Origin of the sequence: Natronoarchaeum sp. GCM10025703 (assembly GCF_042661985.1) — an archaeon.
Taxonomy (GTDB): Archaea; Halobacteriota; Halobacteria; order Halobacteriales; family Natronoarchaeaceae; genus Natranaeroarchaeum.
In genome coordinates this window covers 156348-174642 of sequence record NZ_JBHSZF010000001.1, presented here as the reverse complement: position 1 = coordinate 174642, position 18295 = coordinate 156348, and the positions used below count along the sequence as shown (strand labels likewise).

Genomic DNA, 18295 nt, shown 5'->3' with positions numbered 1-18295 from the left:
TGTATTTTGATTGAGAGGGTAATACTCCCTGTCTTTCCGAAGTTTGACGTATAAAGTATATACGTAAGAATTCGGAAACCTACTCCAACTGTCCGAACTCCGTGAAATCCTCCAGTCGCTCGTTCGACCAGTGGTATGCGTTTCCACGGCCTCCCCGTCGATGTGTTACATACCCTTCCTCGTCTAACTCCTGCATCAGCTCACTAACCTGCCGTTTGCCGATCGAAGTCTTTTCTGCGATCTCGCTATTCGTCACCTCATCATCTGGCCACTGTTCCGATTCATTGAGTCCCACGACAACTTCCTGCATTCCCCTTGACCATGTTTTGACTTTCCCGCGTGCGTCAGGAGTTACCCAATAAGGGAGCCGAGACGTATGGACATACACCGTCGCCCCGCGTTCTCCATTACTCGGTGTTCGACCGAATCGCATCACTGCTTGCAGGACTTCCTTTTCAACGACAGCTTGGAATAGTGCATTTCCGAGTGAACCGAAATCGAGATCAACGCCACGGGTTACTCTACCGTCTTCGTCCACTTTCCGTTCGACAGCATCTCCATTGAGAGCGCCCCATCGTTGAATTGCTTCGCTTTCCGGAGGATGTGGACTTCCGATTACCGCTCCCAGTCGTGTTTCGGCGAACTCGTTACTCCCCTTGAGATTTCCATAGTGCTCTGCCGACTCAATGTATTCTTCCAGGGAACTCGATTCGTACTGTTCCTTCGCCTGTTTCGAGGTGATAACTGCTGGACGACTGCCCTCCCGCTCATAGATGCCTTCCAGTAAAGATCCATCCGACCTGATATTGACGTGTGTTCCGCTCTGGTAGGGTTTTGCGCCAGCATTCGTCTGGATGATCTGGAGATCAAGAACGTCTCGAAGATACTCCTGCTTCTCCTCGTCAGATTCAAGAACTTCCTCGTGCTCCAACCAATCACCACCGAGAACAAGCCGCCATTTGGTGATCGTTGGAGTACCGTCAAGGACGACTACGCTTTCCGCATTATAGAGTGGGGGTGGAACAAGAACTGTCCACTCATCCTCTGGACTGCGAACAGCTCTCCGCCCTGATCCAAGTTTTGCGTACTCCCACTCATTCTCCAGCAGTTGAAATTCAAGTCCAGCGTGGGTAAGCAGTGGGGCATGGGCATGGAATCCCGGCCTCCGTTGCAGGTTGACCCGTGTATCTCGATGTGAGTAGAAACCGAGGTCCTCTTTCCACTCCTTGATAGCTTCCTTGTACTCGTCATTACCTCGGCGTCGAATCAGATCCTTCCAGTTCTTGAAGGGGAGATCGTCTTCCTCTTTCAGATAGTTGCTCACCGCTCTCGTGGCCTCAATGTGTGTTGGCTCGAAAAAGTATGCATCACCGGGGAACTCGTCAAATGCGACATACCGATTTTCGAGGTATTTCGGATTATGGGCCTGCAAGTAGTGGCCGATCAGAATGTCGTAGTCATCAGGGTTGAACTCCCGTTTCTCCATATACGAACAGCGACCTTCTCGTTGGCAAGGGAGCGGTTCTCCAAAGTATCGTTGAGCGTTCCGGTGTAGTTCTGCTCCTGAGATTCCTGCGTCATAGACCTCGTTTACCTCCGCCTCAATGGGTTCATCCTCTCCCATTGTTTCGCAAACGTGCTGGAAGGCAGGTAGTTCGAGATAAGATAGCTCTCGGTCAATACACCAGTCTTCGTACTGGTCGTAGAGTTCGTGACGAGAGGTTAAGATCGTGAGCTGGTTGTCGGTGTCGTCTGCCCATTTGATGACGCCGTAGCTTTTACCCATCGCAGGGAGAGCTTCAACAAGGGTGGAGTTGTCCTGTTCAAAGGCAGCAAGAAGTGTTTCATCAAGCCGATCACGCACCTCAGAGCGAGTCAATTCTGCAGTCGAGTGATCAAATAGACTGTCTGCGATATATAGACCGTGGGATGAGGGGATTAAACAGTATTGGAAAATCCCTTTCGGATCTGTTAGACCCTTAGCTATTAATATGAATAGTATTCTGAATATAGAGGTTGTACACAGTAGCAGGCAAACCGGGTAGTACAGCCAATTAGGCAACATCTCTTTTTACGTATTAGTCTTCTTCCGAACTTTATTGTAGTGGGGGTGAGTCAGCCCCATGATATGAGCTACGAAAAACCCCCATACGATGCGACAATTGGCAATATCAAACTACTCTGTGAGGAGTCACGTGATGTTTCAGAAACGGATAAGGACGAATTAGAGGAAGGGGTTGAAGACCTACAGGGTAGCACTTTCAGTAGAACCCTTGAAGCAGCTGTTCAACTCGGATTGTTTGAGAAAACAGAGAACGGCTACAAACCAACGACAGAAGGTAAGCGAATTGGTTATGGGAGACTTTCTGACGAGGAGGAAAAAGAACTGTTCAGAAGTCTCGTCAAGCAATATGATTTCTACAACACACTTCTCGAAATCGTTGGGGGAAGTCTAACGAGTGATGATGGAGAACAGTATCTTGAGAGAGAAGTTGTTCAAAGTGAGATGGGGATTAATTTCGATTTTGGGGTGAGTGATAGAACCCTTGAGTCTGCCGCAGGTACGTTTTTACAGGTCTTAGATGAATGTGGCGTCGGAGAATATAAACGGGGACAAAGTGGCTATCCAACTCGTCTGGTTGTGAACGAAGAATATTCTGAATTTCTCTCTGATTCAGCGTCGGAAGAGCCGGAAGATGAAGAGCCTACTCAGGAAGAACTTCCCATAGATGAGGATGATGAAGAAGGAAACAACAATGAAAAAGAAAACAAAGATTTAGAATCCTCTGATGGGACTACCCCTTCTTCTCCGATAAATTCTCAGGAGGAGAATGTTGAGGTATCCCAAACCATTGAGGAAAGCATAGAATCAGGTTTCGATGTCACGGTCAATATCGAGATCTCATCAGCTGACTGGGAGAGTGAAGAGGTTACCTCTTTGATAAACTCGCTTAAGAATAAAGACTTAGAGTGAATGTTTCCCGCATACGTAGTTCCACCAGAGGATATAACTGAGATATTGTTCGCTTTTTCTGAGTTGGATGAGCGTGCTAATAATAAAACGGTCGCACAATTCGTCGATGAATCCGAGCGCAAGGTTCGGGAAGCAGTCAAGATACTACAAGAATTAGAGATTGTTGTTGTGGATGGTGAATACACCGTCGATATTGAATATAGCGACCTGATACAACAGTTACCCCCTGATAACAGAAATGCCGTTATCGAGAGAGCACTGTTGAGGCATCAGCCATTCATAGATTATGCAGCTTATTTGAACCGTGGCTATTCATCTGAAGAAGCCTCAAAGATGGTCTATGCGGCGTATGAGGACTTAGCAAGTGGACAAGAGTATATGCAGACGTACTTTGAGCGATTAGGTCAGTATGCTGGAATATTGACTGAAGAAGGAGACGTTTCTATTGAGGTTCGAGAAATTCCAACGGACTCCACCCACTCAATAGAACAACTTCGAGAATCTCTTGATTCGGAGCTGGAAGTAAGGATATATTTGGACGAGATCTTGGGAGAAGAGCTGATGTCTTTCTTAGATGAAGACACGAAAGCCGATTTGGCAAATGGCTATCTGAAACATATACAAAGTCCACGAGATTCAATTAGTGCTACGGGAAGAGCACTTGAGGACTTTCTTAGAAATGTTGGTGATAAGTACGGTAGCGATGACCGAGACTATGGAAGCGCCTCTGGAATAATCCCTGTCGTCAACCATCTACAGGGTGATGATTTGGTAAAGCGTATTCACAAGCGTAGAGTCTTCGCGTTCACCGAGATTAGAAATAAAGGAGGCGCACACGGAGATGATACTGAGATTCTTGAAAGGTGGGATACCTCATCAGAGATCGCACTTGACTCTGCTATTACTGCCACGTTGCTAATTCGGAGTATCTACTGCTATGCTTCCGAAGACAGGTTGATTCTGTAGCTCTTTCTCCTGGCTAATCCTCATCAAGCGGGGCTTGCTTAACCGATTTACCAAATTGACACGTCACGGTGCGGCACACATGATGGCTTTTATTACATACCAATACGGCGGTATAGTAGAATCGAGCGTATTAGGCAGGGAGTGAGAGTATAATCCCATAGAGCGCTTGGGTAGCGGTAAAGCGCGCCCATGGTAAGAATATAATGTTGCCTCGGTATTCCGAGCTGATGCGCACGCTGTATTCAACAAGACTACTGAGAACTCAGCTCACTGTGTAGGCTGACGCCGCCATTGCTCGTAGTGGTCCCGCGGTACTTTGTGAGTAGTCCCTCGGAACGGAGCAAGCGAACCGTGGGTTACGTAGGCAACATGCTCTAAGTCTACTGCTAATGCAGCCTCACCACATGTTGGACATTCGTACTCAGGAGCCTCATCCGGAATATCCTCTGGGAAGATGTCCTCCCAGTCTGCCCGCTCAATGCATTTATCACAGAGATTCGAGCTACCGCTGTGGGTTCCACTTAGAAGCAGTGCCCATTCACCATCAGACAAATCTTCTATCGGTTTTAGATCATCAGTATCCGGTGGGTTGACGCCATAATCACACAGTGCTTCACCGTTTTTCACGAAGTGATCGCGAGGACTTCGAGTGAATCCCCCACCAGCCTTGCGATAGTAGATGTGGAAATCGGCTTCTTTGTTTTCGCTCATACTCTATCTACGAGCGCACTCAACTTAGTTCTTATCAAATATCTTACTAAAGACTCAAAGAAAGTACGATAACTCTTTGAAATTTGGCATACAAATATCAATTCAAATATGTTTTGATAAGCGATGGATGCGAACTAAATTCAGTGTGATTCCGTCGGTTATTTGTAAGATCAAGGAAACGTTTTATTGTGCCAAGTTATACACTATCCCTTACTGGGAAGCTATTTGTAGTATCCTTGATTTCAACGATCATATCTTATATCGCAATTTTCATATCTGAATTGCTGATATTTATTGTATTTCCAATCTCTCTGTGGCTACTTTCAGAAGCGATCACATCAGAAATGAAGCGAATGATTGAACACGATATCTACTCCCGAGAGTAGTCGGACAAGCAGATCTCTATTGACGCTTCGTCTCCGTCGTGGTTGTATCGTCTCTATTTGCCTTTCTTGAAATCCCCAGTATATGATATATGTTACCCGTTTGCGGTCAGTACAGGTAATGTATTCAGTAAGGGGATGGCGTTCGTTTCAGAAATCCCATCCGATTAAAACTCATGCGCAACGATTGTTTTAACTGGATGGGCATTGATATGTATTGTATGGCTGAAAAGAGCGGAGTTGATCTGGTCGAAGAATGGCAGACGGGAGCTTTTCTTATTTTTGGTAGTACTGTTCTTGGATTTGTTCTGGGTGGTGTTGGAGCAGTACTTGGCGGTCAGATTGGTGGAGTGAGTGGTTTTATCGGTGGAGCAATATTGGGCTTTCTTTTATTATCATACATCTTATACGGTCGGTGAGTTTCTGCAACCAACCGACCACGGCCTACTGAAGTTGATTTCTTATTCTGTGGCAGATACGCACTCTTCAGCGACCGGCTGTTTCAGACGATGATATGTCTGAAGAATAGGATTTCAACAATGCCAGTTGTTTGATTCTTTAAAAGAAGGAGAGTACAGTCCGTACACCACTGGACGTGCGATCAAATTTTTCGCAATAAAACATAAAGATGAAACTGGTCATGATGATCTACAGGTGGATATTGAGAAGCCAACTCCGCTCAAGAAGATCGACGCGACGATTACTGTGAATGAATGAACGCCCCACCCTCGGCCTTAACAGGTCGGGGGATTTTTTTATTTATTGATGGGTCATTCGAGAGATCAACAGACGCCTCTTATTCCCGATCAAAGAAGTCCTTCCGCTGGTCCATTTTCCCTTTATCAGTTCGCTTGTCGTAGTGTTTTTCGATTATATCTTGGTTCACGTTAGCTCGTTCCCCCACTTGTTGCGCTGGAGTATCACGCTGACGCCAGTAGGTGATGCTGGCTTTTCGGACTGAGTGTGGGGATTTGGAAGATGGGCATTGACTCGCGTAGTCTACATTGTTTTTGAAATCACACGTTTTCGGATTTTCGTCGTGTGGACACTTTCCTGTGTAGAAGCAGGGATGGCTGAGTTTGTACAGACGTTGGCGGATGGTATTGGGAGAGAGCCGACCGTGGTTGGTAGTGAGCAGTGGTTTCTGTCCGTAGTCGTCTTTCGCTTCAATCCGGTTATTCTCGATGTAGTCTTCGAGAACTTGGCAGGTCATGGAATTGAGGTAGATTGGCCGTTGTCCTTGACTTCCATTTTTGAGCGGAGTATCTTTTTCAGGTCGATGCTTCACCTCAATGTATTGGTCCTCGGAATGGTAATCCGAGACATTGAGAGTACGCAATCCTCCAGTCCGGACTCCAGTTCGGAACAGTAGTCGAAACATTGCATGATCCCGAGAGGCGTATTGGAACTTTTCGAGATAATCGAGGATCTTGAGAGCCTTTTCAGGTTCCATTTTGTCGTTTGAAACGTCTTCCCCCGGATCGAGTTTGGGGACACGTATTTTCTCATGAAGGCCGGGAGTGACTGCTTGGAAGTCTTCGCACCACGTTATGAACACTCGGAAGGTGGTCATTTGGGTGTGGAGTGTGACGTTGTTCAGATCCCCGTCTTCTTTCCGCCAGTAGCGGAAGTCCTGTAGGTTGCGACCATTGAGGTCGTTCATGTTTTCTATTCCTTCGATCCCACACCACTCAATGAATTTTTTCAGTCGAGCTTTGTGTGATCGGAGAGTTGCGGATTGGACTTCGTTTTCCCGATCGGAGATGTATCGTTCAAGTGCAGTTTCGGGTTCGGTTTCGTAGAGTTCGTATTCTGGATTGGACATGAGGTGGTATCCGGAACACAAGTTTCGGAGAGTGGGCCTTACGCTCAACCGCAGAGTGAGCAATTCGCAAATAACCGCCCGCGTGGCGGCTAAAGCGCCGAAATCGTGCGGTAGAGGCGCTGAGGTTCGCGGTTCAAATCCGCGTTGGCCCATGAGTTTTCCTGACGATAATGAATGACCAGACGTGGGTAGCTTCCATACACACCTTTCCACGACTTTTCTCGCCATCGCCGAAGGCTACCTGACCGAGGAGGAAGCCGAAGACGTACTCGACCCGGCGAAGTGACCGAGCGTGTGATTCTCTGGAACGGCTAACCGGAGAACCGCACTGACCGCTACTCCGGAGAGCCGGCTAGCCTGGGACAGTGCTGGCCGGGTAGTTCGATTTTATTGCACTTCGTTCCTGATCACCACGATGCCTTTCCGTGTCCCGCCCGACCTGCGGTCGTATGACAGCCAATTTCCAGTCGCGTTTCGACGTGGAGTATGATGGGGAGATCCCGCCCAGCGTCGACGAGGCAGCGCTCCACCGGATGGAGGCTGTTGCGTATGCGCTGGACGAGAGTATCCAGATTCCGGGGACGAACACCAGCGTCGGTATCGACCCGATTCTCGGCGTCCTCCCGGTCGCTGGTGATCTGTTCAGCGCTGGTATCTCGGTCTATATCATCGTCGAGTCTGCCAATCTGGGCGTCTCCTATATGACATTGCTGCGGATGATCGCCAATATCAGTATCGACGTGGCTGGTGGGTCGATTCCCTACGCCGGCACTCTCTTCGACTCGTTCTGGAAGGCGAACAAACGCAATGTCGAACTTGCACTCGAGGAACTTGCCGAACCACCTGCCGAGAACTCGAACGATAGTGATGACGCAGAGACAGCTGTCGATGTCCCGATTCAAACGGACTGAGTATTCACAGAAACCGTACTCGCCTGACGAGGGCGATACCTATCACTGCCTACTCACAGACCTCCTGCTCGACCTCGTAGTGATACGTGACGTCGAGGTCCCACTCGCCCGAGGTCAACGCCGCAGTGTTTTCGAGAGAGATGTAGTACCGGCCTTCGGTCTCGGCGGTGAGGCGACGCTCGATACGATCGGCGACGTCGGTCTCCAGCACGAGGTCCCCGTTGGAATCCTCCACCCGTAACAGCGGCCGCGCACCATCGCCCGTCTGTACCGCAAGGATCTCCAGTTCGTGACCCGCTTTCTCGACCTCGGCCCGGACCGTCCACGTCTGGCCGGCACCGATCGTCTCCCACCCGTCGTATATTTTTTCTGATCTTTCTTCGGTCTCGATCCGACAGTCGTCGCCACCGGTGCTACCATCTGTGCACCCTGCCAGTACTGCCGCTCCCGTAACTCCGACTGATGCCAGATATGTACGTCGATTCACGGCCGTCTGGTCGCTGCCCACGTGGCAAATCCTTTGTGTTCTGCGCTGCTCGGAGCGCGTGTTTCCGGGCGTCTGTGAGGCCGATTACTTGCTGAAAGATCAATTTTCTTTACTTTTACATCATAGAAACACACGGATACATGCCGGTCGATGTCTGCTCGGTCTATGGCGCACTACCGACGGCTACCGTCTCGGTGGCAGTCGACGGATCTCTGCTCGTGTCGTTATGTTCGACTTATCAGATAGTGTCGTCGTGATTACGGGTGGAGCATCGGGAATGGGGAAGTCGATGGCCCACGAGTTCGCCGACGAGGGTGCAAGCGTGGTCGCGGTCGACGTCGACGAGGGGGTATCGAGGCGGTTGCCGACGAGATCGAGAGCGACGGTGGGGAGGCGATGGCGCTCTACGGAGACGTCCGACGACCTCTGGCACGGCGTCCTCGACGTGAACCTGAACGGGCCCTTCTATCTGACTCGTGCCGCTCTCCCCGAACTACTGGAGGGGGACGACGAGGGCGTCGTCATCAATACGGCGTCGATCGCCGGAAAAGTTGCTGGGGGAGGTGGTTCGGCCTACACGACCTCGAAACACGGGCTGATCGGGTTTACGAAACAGCTCGCACACGATTACGGGCCGGAGCTCCGGGCGAACGCGATCTGTCCGGGCGCGGTCGAGACGGGGATGACCGACGATCTGATCGAAGAGATGGAGGCGATGACCGCCGATACGCCAGCAGGGCGCTACGCCGCGCCCGAAGAGATCGCGACTGTCGCCGTCTTCCTCGCTGCGATGACGCCTCGTTCATGCACGGTGCTGCGGTCGACGTCGACGGTGGCTGGCTCGTCGACTGATCGGCTTCATTTTTCATATCCTGGTCGTTCTCCTCCGCTCGTCGTGGCCCGTGTCACGCAGACGTACAGGTAGTCGAAGGGAACTGGGACAGATCGGGCTCAGACTGCTCGTGTTCGGTTGTTGTTGGCGCTGTTCGAGGCGCTCATGAACCGATAGTTCGACCGATACTGGTGGGCCGACCGCCGTGCTGACTGCATCGACTTCTCATCCGTTATCAGGTTTATCCTCTCTGCCGTCGTAGTTTCTGAACGGAGTACAGTGGGGAAACCAGCGGTCTGCTACCAGACAGCTATGAACTACAAAGATTTCGTCGGCCAGGTACAGCACAGACTGGAGTATGCACAGTACGGGGAGGCCGTTCGCGCCATCCGTGCGGTCCTGACGACGCTCGGCGAGCGGATGCCGGAGGGGAGGCGACGGATCTCGCGAGTCCACTGCCGATGGAGATCGATCGCTACCTGATCGAGGCCGAGCACGGACAGCGCTTCGACTACAACGAGTTCCTGGATCGGGTGGCCGAACGCGAGGGCGTCGATCGGTCCGACGCCAACTACCACGCCCAGCAGGTGATGGTCGTCGTCGCCGAGGACGTCCCGGCGGGCAACATCGAGAAGGCCCGGGCAGGGCTTCCGGAAGAGTTCGATCCGCTGTTCGAGCTCCTCGACGCCTCGGAAGCATCCGACTAGCATCCCTCCGCGCACTCGGCGGGATCCGCGCGCTCGCAGAGATCAGCGATGCTTGATCTCGACGTGCCACTCCGATTCGGCGACTTGCTCGGCCGTGTGGGTGAACCCGCGTTCGTCCAGTACGTCGTACAGCGGTCGCGGCTCGAACGGATTAATCAGGGTAAGCGTCGCTCCCTCGTCGAGGTCGTCGAGTGCCTCGCTGATCGCCTCGAACGGCGGTTCGTTGATCTCACGAGCGTCGAGAACTGGCTCTGACGTGCTCATACACCGGACGTAGATGCCGGACGGCGGTGGTCGTTGTCGGGAACATGTTCGTCGCCTGGGAGCGTCGACAGATTCCACACGGTACCGAGTGTCACCGACTCAGAACGGACGTGACGATTCTCCCGGTCTGTTGCTCTCGCCGTCGCCGGTCGGATCGAGGTCTGCGTCCGTCTCGTCGGATTCGAGGCGTTCAGCTGGTCGTTGACTGCTTCGCTACCGTTGAGCGTCTCGTCCACCCGGACGCGGACCTGCTCGTAGCCGTGCGCGTCGACGGCGTTTAGCGCGCGGAACGCCCCGACGGCCAGTGGCTCGGCCTGCGGACAGAACGCGGTCGTCGGCGTGAACTCCGCGCGTAGCGTCGCCGGGTCCTCTCGTTCCTCGGCGTAGCGAAACCCGGCGTCGGTGTGTCGCGGATCCCGGTTGAGTTGGGCCAGGTTGTACCCGAACGTGGCGTCGTACACGCCGTACTCCTCGAAGGCGTCCGCGGCGTGGCGATGGACGACGACGTGTTCGTCCTCGACCAGGATCTCGTGGCCCTCCAGAAAACTACCGGGATCCGGAATGTGCTCGGAGACGAACGCGTCGTCCGGATCGAACTCCGGTTCGTTCCCGCCGAACAGGCTCATTCGCCCACCTCTCGCCACACCACTGTCACGACGTCGTCGTCGGTCTCGACTGTCTCGTAGCTGTAGCCGCGGTCCTCTAGCTTCGGATAGAGGAACTGTGGCGCGCGGTCGTTGTGCTGGACGAGGACGGTCTCGCCGGACAGGTCGGCCAACAACTCGAAGGTACGCTGTAACGGCTCCGGCGGCCCGAGTTCGCGAACGTCCAGCGTCTCGACCGGCCGGTCGTCCGGAGCGTCCGTCTCGGCGAGCACGGTCGCTTCGTGGGACATACCCGACGTTCGGGTCCCCAGCATCCCATGGTTTGTTCCGAACGTGTTCGGGGGCGGATACAGTCCGACTGGCTCGGGCATCCCGAACATATGCGGAACTAGCCTCACGGGGGAGTACTGCTAACCGGCAACCATGCAAACCCTCTCCGAGGATCTTACTACGTCGACTCGTCCACCGACGACGATACCGCTTCGGCACTTTCTCGTTGCCCTCGCATTCCTCGTCGTGGGGGCCGTGCTCGGTCTCTCGTGGACGATGGACGGCCCGGTTCCGTCCTCGGCCTTCGGCGGCATCGCGGTTGCCCACCTGCTGCTCGTCGGGTGGGTCTGTCTCACCATCGTCGGGGCGATGACGCAGTTCGTCCCCGTCTGGTCGGGCGTCGAGATCTACTCCGAACGGCTGGCGAACCTGCAACTCGCGCTGATCGCAGTCGGCGTCGCCGGCTTTGCTGGCGTGCTCTGGCTCGGTCGACCGCTCGATGGCGTCGAGTTCGCCGCGCTCATCGTGGCCGGGTTCGCCGTCTTCGTCTACAACCTCTCCCGGACGCTCTGGCCAGCGCGGCCGTTCGACGTCACCGAGCGACACTTCGCGCTGGCGCTTTGCTTCTTTGCGCTCGCGATCACGCTCGGTGGAACTCTCGCCGCTGATTACCGATGGGGCGTGCTCATCGATGCCGGACTCGCACGCCCGGCCGTCGTGGACGCACACGTGACCCTCGCCGTCTTCGGCGGCGTGCTGACGACCGTCGTCGGCGCACTCTACCAACTCGGTCCGATGTTTACCCAGAGCGACCCGACGCCGCTCGACGACCGACTCGTGGCCGCCGAGACCGTAATCTACCCCGTCGGCGTCCTGACGCTCGCGGCGGGACGGCTGATCCAGCACGCGCCCGTCGCTACCCTCGGCGGGCTACTCGTCGCCGCCGGCGTGCTGGTGACTGGACTCGTTCTCGGCCGCCGTCTCCGGACTGCAACGACGGGCGGAACGCCGATGCTCTCGCGATACGCGGTCGTGACGGTGACCGCACTGGCGTGGGGGCTGACCGCGGCCGGGACCTGGATCCTTCGCCCACTCGGCGCGCCGGTTCGGTTCGGCCATCCGGCCGTCGGTAGCCTCCTGCTCGGCGCGCTCATCGGGTTCGTCGTGATCGGGACGGTGTATCACGTCGTGCCGTTTATCGTCTGGCTCGAACGCTACAGCGACCGCGTCGGTCTCGAACGCGTACCCGCAATCGACGACCTCTACGACGGTCGCGTCTCCGCCATCGAGTTCGCCGCGATGGTCGTCGGGACAGCCCTCCTGCTCGCCTCCGCGACTGTTTCGCTGGGCGGCTACGCGGATACCGTCCGACTGCTCGCTGGCAGTCTCGTCATCGCCGGGGTCCTGCTGTTCGTCGGTAATCTCGTCCTGACGCTGGCTCGCCACGCCGGGCCGACGATGCTCGTCCGATACGACGAGTCGACGGAAATGGACGCTCCGGAGCCGTGAGGGACCGGATCGGAGCGCCCTCATACGCCGTACCGAATCGAGGATCGGGAGCCACGAAAAGGAAGGGACTTGCGTCGCGACAGCAAAGCGATGATATGGCACAGGCTCGACTCCACGTGAACCTCCCCGAGGGGCCGTGGGTGAGCGCGGTCTCCCGCGAGTTTCCCGACGCGCAGTTCCAGGTGGTGACTACCACGCCCGGGGATGGCGCGGGGTTCGCACTCGTGCAGGTGACGGCGGACGACATCGATTCCGTCCTCGACGCGATAGAGGCCCACGAGACGATCGCTGAGCTATCAGTGATGGCGCTCGAAGACGGGGTCGCGACGGTTCAGGTCGAAGCGCACGCACCGCTGTTGATGAACGCCGCACAGCAGGCGGGCGTCCCGATCGAGATGCCCGTCAAGATCGAGAACGGTATCGCCCGGGTCGACGTCACCGGCGCGCACGACCGCGTGGCCGACTTCGGAGAGCTACTCCGAACCGTCGGTGCGGAGTTCGACGTCGAGTACGTCCAGCAGCGAATGAACCCCGGTGAGTCGCTCACCGAGCGCCAGCGCGAGGTACTCTTCGAGGCCGTCGAGCGGGGCTACTACGACGTCCCGCGCACCTGCACGCTGACCGAAGTCGCGGAGCATCTCGATATCGCGAAATCGACGTGTAGCGAAGTGCTCCAGCGCGTCCAGCGGACCATCGTTCGCGAGTACGTCGACGACCTGCCGCGTCACCCGATCGAACCCCACTCGATCGACGACGAGGCCTGCGGCGTTACCCCGAACCTGTTCGCACTGCCTCTGAGGGTCGTCCGCGCCCAAGGTAACTACATGTCCAACAGCGACGTTGCCGACGGCGGCGAAGCGGCGGAGAGCGGGAAAGACGAGAACCGCCCACAATTTCTGGATACCGATCATGCGGCATCGTGGTCCGCGAACCTGGAGGGCGACCGCTACGCCGACGACCGGGAGACGCTGGTCGAGCACGCGCTCGCCGCAATCGAGCAGACCTGCGCGGGCTATCACGTCAACCTCGTTACGCACCCGAACCACGACAGTCCCGACGACTATCTGGAGGCTCCGATCCGCGAGAACTACCCCGACGCGGAGACCACAGTAGTCGACCAGTGTGGCTGTGGCGGCTACGTCTACCGCGTCACGCTACAGAGCTGATCGTCCCGGACCGCGACGAGTCAGGGCGCGAGGTGGCTCTCGATCCGCCGTCGTGTGTCCTCCAACAGCGCCACGTCGTCGGTGAACACCTCGACTGCGACAGTCCCATCGAACCCCCAGCTCCTCGGCGACGATGCCGTAGTCTATCTCGCCAGCGCCGAGCGGTAGGTGGGTGTCGCCGCGGCTTCGCGCGTCGTGAACGTGCAGGTGTGAGACGAGGTCGCCGTAGCCCGAGAGAAAGCGGTCGATGCCGTCGTGGCCGTCCTCCATGTATGCGTGGCCGACGTCGAAACAGACTGCCGTCTCCGTCTCGCGTGCCAGATCCCCCAGCACCGTTAGCGGGAGTCCTCGTTTCTGGTGGCCGACGTTCTCGACGACGAGTTCGACGCCCGCGTCCGCCGCGATGCCCCCGATTGCCGATAGCTGGTCGGCGAAGGCCGGGCGGAGATCCGTATCGTGTGGGTTCCGGGCCGTTCCGTGGAGCACTGCCTTCGTTGCTCCCTGAGCGCCCGCCCACTCCAGCAACCGCGTCAGATACGCCCGGATCGCGTCGTTGATCTCGGTGACGGGCGTCACCGCGACCTGCTTGAACGGCAAGTGGACACAGAGGTCGGCATCCGCTTCTGAAAGTACTTCGTCGAGTCTGTTCCGATCGATCTCGTCGACGTCGGTTCCCTCGCCGATCGAGAACTCGGCCAGATCGAACCCCTCGACGGTCGCCGCCATGCGCGCTATCGAGTCGCCGACGGTGAGGCCAACGTCCATACCCAGGCACTCGTCGACGTCTGCATAACTCTCCGGGTGGTCTTTCTTAAAAGGGGGACCGATCCCGCGTGGCTCGCCTGGTAGGGCGGGCGCTGGGCACGGATCACTGACGCCAGTTCGCCGTGCTCGTCCGCGAGCAGTTCGTTCAGGTCGTCGACGGTGATGATCCCCACCAGTTGGTCATCGTCGTCACAGACCGGAAGCCGGCGAACGCCGTGCTGTGCCATCAGCTCTGTGGCCCGGTAGAACCCGGCGTCACGGTCGACCGTCGTTGGCTCGGTCGACATCACGTCACCGGCGCTGATCTCGTCCGAGTCCGCCCCCTCGGCCAGCACTCCGACTGTCAGATCCCGGTCGGTTACGATCCCACGGGGCGTCTCTCCGTCAGTGATCACGACGCTCCCGACGTCTTCGTCGTCCATGAGCACCGCGAGTTCCGTGGCTGAGGTGTTCGATCCTGCTGTTACGACATCACTTCGCGCGAGGTCTTCGATTGGCATGTTTTCTCCCCCATCTAGAACGGCAACGGTAGCTGTGATAGTCGTTTGTGGTGGCCGGGTGCCGAGTGGGAGACTGCCGGTGAGCACCGACCGGCTAGCTCTCGAACCCCGGCGGAAGCCCCGTGTGTTTGATACCACTCTGGCTTTCGATCACGAACTCGTAGAATCTGACTGCGCCGTCTTCGGATTTCTCGGAGAGTAGTTGGGGACGCCACTCGCCATCCGTCGCATCGCCCAGGTTCTCCCACTCCGCCGGAGTGAGTTTGTCGATCCTGCCTTCCAGCAGGACGCTCTCCCAGTTGAACGTCGAGTCCGCCTGGTAGACGAGAAAGCTCGCAGAATCGGCCTGGGCGCTCAGCGAGTTTTTCTGGCTTTCTCCGTTGACCAGATAGGTGAAGTACAGCCGTCTGTCACCGTCGTACCCGAACGACATCGGGAGCAGGTACGGCACCTCCCCGTTGGGGAGGCCGAGTACGCCGACCCCCTGTACGGTGAGGAACTCCTTGATCTCGGCGTCGCTCATCTGTTCGACACCGGCCTCTTCGAGCGTATCGACGAACATCGTGCTCTAGTAGGGCGAACACCGTACAAAAACCCCTACTGCCGTTCATCGGGCTTTGTCGGCAGAGAGGACCAATATATTCAATATAGTAGTATTATTTTTTTATTATGTGTTATCAAATCTTGAATGTCCCTGTTCGCGGCAGTGGGAGGCATAATACTGTATCTGGGCGCTTTATACTACTGATTCCGCGTTATGAATAGATTACTACTTCTCTGCACTCGTACGAAATGTAGATCGTGTCCTACATCCTGAAGCTACGTTTATGGTCGTTTCAATAGGCTAAATGGGGATTTACTCCGATCGAGAGATGGATAGTTATGACCGCTTTTTTAAGATTTGAAAGAATATATTATAGTAGTATACTAAATATATTGCTATTTTTCGGCTCCGTCCAGTGTGCTGTCAGTATCGAGCAAGTCGAAGGAGTGGTTCGCCTTGATTTACGGAAGTACCCCTGTAACCGGTTCCGGCCCTGGTGACGGTTGTGGCCGCGAGCGTGGACCGCAGTTTCTCAGTCTCTATTTACAGGCGTACTGCTGTAATACGATTCGGTTCGACACCCTAACTCGTCCGAGATTGTCGTTTACCTCTCGCAAACGAAAACGGTGAAAAGGCCGGCGTTTCGCCGTCCGACCCCGACTTTCGTTTGCGCTGTGCAAACAGACTACTGGATCTGTGCCGCGTTGACCTCTATTACGTTCGAGGTGTGCTGTACCATTTCGGCGACCTCAGATTCGAGGTACTCGCCCTGCATTCGGCTTTTCGGTCCGGTGACACTGACGGCACCGATCACCTTCCCCTCCTGATCGAGCACCGGTGCTGCAACACACTGCAGTCCTTTGAATACCTCTTCTCTGTCGAACGCGAGACCGTGCTCGCGCACGGTTTCGAGCTGTTCCAGTAACTCCTGCCTATCGGTAATCGTGTTCGGCGTCTGTGCGGGGAGTCCGTGCCGGTCGATGATCTCGTGGACCCGCTCTTCGGGTACATTCGCCAGAATGGATTTTCCCAGTGCCGTACAGTGAAGCGGGTTGCGAGTTCCGACGTACGACGCCGTCTGGACGGCATCCTCGCCGATAGACTTGTACAGATACACGCCCCGCCCGTGCTCCTCGATCATGAACTGGGCGACCTCGCCGCTGTTCTCGGCTAACCGATCGATCTCCTCCTGAACGACCGAGTAGATATCTATCTGATTGCGGACGTACTCGCCCAGGTCGAGAAATCGAAGACTGAGGCGATATTCGTTGTCCCCTTTCTTGACGAGTTCGTTGGATTCGAGTGTGGCAAGGTGGGTGTGGACTGCGCCTTTCGAGACGTCGAGATGGTTCGCGATTTCGGTGACACCTGCTCCGTCGAGTTCTTTGAGCGCGTCGATGATGTCACAGGAGAACTGGACCGCCTGGACAGTTCGTTTTTCCTCCGTTTGCCGGGGTGTTTCGCTCATGTTTCAGAACCAGTGATTAATCATTATTAATTGTTTGCATCTCGGAAACGCGGGCCGATTGAACGGGGTATGACCGGAGCGGTGGAGGACGTTGATACTCCCCTCACACCGGGCACTGGAGTCGATAAGACGGTTTGCGTACGAAAAGAGGCGTTTGCCGTGTGCGAACGAGACGTGGTGTCGAGCGGCTGTAAACAGGTGTTTCCGCTACGTCGAGGAGATCATGTACTCGTCTATCGCGTCGCTCCCGGCGATGGCTTCTCGGTTCTTCACTGCCTCGCCCGTCTGGCTGTCGAACAGGTGGAGTCGCTCGGGAGGGAGGTGGACGTAGAGTTCCTGATCGTTGTCGATGATCAGTTCGCCACTGACACCAGCAGTGAACGTTTTGCCGCCGATATCGATGTAGATTATCGACACCTCCCCCATCGGCTCGACGACGTTGACCGAGGCCGGGACCGCGTTGTCCACTGACGGGTCCGCCAGTTCGATATCCTGCGGTCGCACTCCGAGTGTCAACTCGTTGCTGGCGTCTCGTAGTTGGTCGCGGATCTCCGGCTTGAGTTCGTAGCTGAACTCCGGGCCTTCGAGTCGCCCGTTTCGATGGGTGACTTCGAGGAAGTTCATGCTCGGCGAGCCGATGAAGCCGGCGACGAACTTGTTCTCGGGTTGGTGGTAACACTCGAGCGGCGTCCCGATCTGCTGGAGCTCTCCGTGATCGAGAACTGCGATCCGATCGCCCATCGTCATCGCCTCGGTCTGGTCGTGCGTGACGTACACCGTCGTCACGCCGAGATCCTGCTGTAGCTCCTGTAGTTCCGTTCGCATCGTCGTGCGCAGTTTCGCGTCGAGGTTGCTGAGCGGTTCGTCCATCAGGAAGATCTCCGGGTCGCGGACGATCGACCGGCCGAGCGCGACACGCTGTTGTTGGCCGCCTGAGAGCTCTTTCGGGCGTTTGTCGAGCAGTTCGGAGATGTCGAGGATGTCCGCGGCCCACTCGACTTTCTCGTGGCGCTCCTCCTTGGAGAGGTCCGTCGTCATCTTTAGCCCGAACGACATGTTCTTTCTGACGTTCATATGCGGATAGAGCGCGTAGTTCTGGAAGACCATCGCCACGCCCCGGTCCTTGGGCCGTTTGTGAGTGACTTCCTCGCCGTTGAGTTCGATCGTTCCGCTGGACGGCATCTCTAGCCCGGCGAGACATCGAAGCGTCGTCGATTTCCCACACCCCGATGGCCCGACGAGTACCAGAAACTCACCGTCCTCGATACTGATATTCAGATCCTCGACGGCGACGATCTCGTTACTGCCCCCGTCGTCGTACACTTTCGTGAGACCGTTAACGTCAACTGTTCCCATAGATAGTCACCTGATACGCTTGATTTGAAATCCCTGATAATAAATCCCGTGG

Annotated in this window: 17 protein-coding genes and 3 pseudogenes; 8 read left to right on the top strand and 12 right to left on the bottom strand. The window is 55.7% G+C overall.

Features of this window, described 5'->3' with window-relative positions; translation table 11 throughout:
- Positions 1-79 precede the first annotated feature (79 nt).
- On the bottom strand, positions 80-1864 hold the full coding sequence (locus tag ACFQH2_RS00950) for a hypothetical protein (RefSeq protein WP_377055954.1): 1785 nt from the start codon (positions 1862-1864) through the stop codon (positions 80-82).
- A 264-nt stretch (positions 1865-2128) separates the two neighbouring features.
- Between ACFQH2_RS00950 and ACFQH2_RS00945 the strand changes: the two genes are divergently transcribed.
- Together ACFQH2_RS00945 and ACFQH2_RS00940 are read left to right on the top strand one after the other, a co-directional pair.
- Positions 2129-2974 (top strand): hypothetical protein, encoded by an 846-nt coding sequence (locus ACFQH2_RS00945; RefSeq protein ID WP_377055952.1) that lies wholly within the window; start codon positions 2129-2131, stop codon positions 2972-2974.
- Positions 2975-3940, top strand: coding sequence for a hypothetical protein (locus tag ACFQH2_RS00940; RefSeq protein ID WP_377055950.1), 966 nt, complete (start codon positions 2975-2977; stop codon positions 3938-3940).
- Between the two features lie 267 nt (positions 3941-4207).
- Here the strand turns inward: ACFQH2_RS00940 and ACFQH2_RS00935 are convergent, their stop codons facing one another.
- Positions 4208-4651: a hypothetical protein gene (locus ACFQH2_RS00935; protein ID WP_377055948.1), complete on the bottom strand. Its 444-nt coding sequence runs from the start codon at positions 4649-4651 to the stop codon at positions 4208-4210.
- A 604-nt stretch (positions 4652-5255) separates the two neighbouring features.
- Between ACFQH2_RS00935 and ACFQH2_RS00930 the strand changes: the two genes are divergently transcribed.
- A complete protein-coding gene (locus ACFQH2_RS00930; protein ID WP_377055947.1) occupies positions 5256-5453 on the top strand; it encodes a hypothetical protein in 198 nt (65 codons plus the stop codon).
- Between the two features lie 377 nt (positions 5454-5830).
- Here ACFQH2_RS00930 and ACFQH2_RS00925 read toward each other — a convergent pair whose 3' ends face one another.
- Complete coding sequence (locus tag ACFQH2_RS00925; protein WP_377055945.1) at positions 5831-6859, bottom strand: tyrosine-type recombinase/integrase; 1029 nt, start codon at positions 6857-6859, stop codon at positions 5831-5833.
- A gap of 449 nt (positions 6860-7308) precedes the next feature.
- Between ACFQH2_RS00925 and ACFQH2_RS00920 the strand changes: the two genes are divergently transcribed.
- Complete coding sequence (locus tag ACFQH2_RS00920; protein WP_377055943.1) at positions 7309-7770, top strand: DUF4112 domain-containing protein; 462 nt, start codon at positions 7309-7311, stop codon at positions 7768-7770.
- Between the two features lie 49 nt (positions 7771-7819).
- Here the strand turns inward: ACFQH2_RS00920 and ACFQH2_RS00915 are convergent, their stop codons facing one another.
- A complete protein-coding gene (locus ACFQH2_RS00915; protein WP_377055941.1) occupies positions 7820-8257 on the bottom strand; it encodes a hypothetical protein in 438 nt (145 codons plus the stop codon).
- Between the two features lie 253 nt (positions 8258-8510).
- On the opposite strand from ACFQH2_RS00915, the gene ACFQH2_RS00910 reads away from it, so the two are divergent.
- Both ACFQH2_RS00910 and ACFQH2_RS00905 read left to right on the top strand, forming a co-directional pair.
- Positions 8511-9182, top strand: a complete 672-nt coding sequence (locus ACFQH2_RS00910) for an SDR family oxidoreductase (RefSeq protein WP_377076350.1) — start codon at positions 8511-8513, stop codon at positions 9180-9182.
- A gap of 219 nt (positions 9183-9401) precedes the next feature.
- Positions 9402-9796, top strand: a pseudogene (locus ACFQH2_RS00905) (DUF2267 domain-containing protein).
- A 42-nt stretch (positions 9797-9838) separates the two neighbouring features.
- On the opposite strand, the gene ACFQH2_RS00900 reads toward ACFQH2_RS00905, so the two are convergent.
- The 3 genes from ACFQH2_RS00900 to ACFQH2_RS00890 are packed head-to-tail and all read right to left on the bottom strand — an operon-like array spanning position 9839 to position 10955.
- A complete protein-coding gene (locus tag ACFQH2_RS00900) occupies positions 9839-10060 on the bottom strand; it encodes a DUF2249 domain-containing protein (RefSeq protein ID WP_377055937.1) in 222 nt (73 codons plus the stop codon).
- On the bottom strand, positions 10057-10704 hold the full coding sequence (locus ACFQH2_RS00895) for a hypothetical protein (RefSeq protein ID WP_377076349.1): 648 nt from the start codon (positions 10702-10704) through the stop codon (positions 10057-10059). The genes ACFQH2_RS00900 and ACFQH2_RS00895 overlap by 4 nt, the downstream gene beginning before the upstream one ends.
- Positions 10683-10955 (bottom strand): DUF2249 domain-containing protein, encoded by a 273-nt coding sequence (locus ACFQH2_RS00890; protein ID WP_377055933.1) that lies wholly within the window; start codon positions 10953-10955, stop codon positions 10683-10685. The genes ACFQH2_RS00895 and ACFQH2_RS00890 overlap by 22 nt, the downstream gene beginning before the upstream one ends.
- Before the next feature lie 133 nt (positions 10956-11088).
- On the opposite strand from ACFQH2_RS00890, the gene ACFQH2_RS00885 reads away from it, so the two are divergent.
- Both ACFQH2_RS00885 and ACFQH2_RS00880 read left to right on the top strand, forming a co-directional pair.
- Entirely contained in the window at positions 11089-12444 is a 1356-nt protein-coding gene (locus tag ACFQH2_RS00885; protein ID WP_377055931.1) for a hypothetical protein, read from the top strand.
- 95 nt (positions 12445-12539) lie between these two features.
- Entirely contained in the window at positions 12540-13610 is a 1071-nt protein-coding gene (locus ACFQH2_RS00880) for a CGCGG family rSAM-modified RiPP protein (protein ID WP_377076348.1), read from the top strand.
- A gap of 20 nt (positions 13611-13630) precedes the next feature.
- Here ACFQH2_RS00880 and ACFQH2_RS00875 read toward each other — a convergent pair.
- The 5 genes and pseudogenes from ACFQH2_RS00875 to ACFQH2_RS00855 form a co-directional block, all read right to left on the bottom strand.
- Positions 13631-14375: pseudogene (locus tag ACFQH2_RS00875) on the bottom strand (sugar phosphate isomerase/epimerase family protein).
- Positions 14376-14455: 80 nt separating this feature from the next.
- Positions 14456-14875 (bottom strand): annotated as a pseudogene (locus ACFQH2_RS00870) (CBS domain-containing protein); the annotation flags it as partial.
- A 94-nt stretch (positions 14876-14969) separates the two neighbouring features.
- Positions 14970-15437, bottom strand: coding sequence for a pyridoxamine 5'-phosphate oxidase family protein (locus ACFQH2_RS00865; RefSeq protein WP_377055921.1), 468 nt, complete (start codon positions 15435-15437; stop codon positions 14970-14972).
- A gap of 667 nt (positions 15438-16104) precedes the next feature.
- A complete protein-coding gene (locus tag ACFQH2_RS00860) occupies positions 16105-16887 on the bottom strand; it encodes an IclR family transcriptional regulator (protein WP_377055919.1) in 783 nt (260 codons plus the stop codon).
- 207 nt (positions 16888-17094) lie between these two features.
- Positions 17095-18243, bottom strand: a complete 1149-nt coding sequence (locus ACFQH2_RS00855) for an ABC transporter ATP-binding protein (RefSeq protein WP_377076347.1) — start codon at positions 18241-18243, stop codon at positions 17095-17097.
- Positions 18244-18295 lie beyond the last annotated feature (52 nt).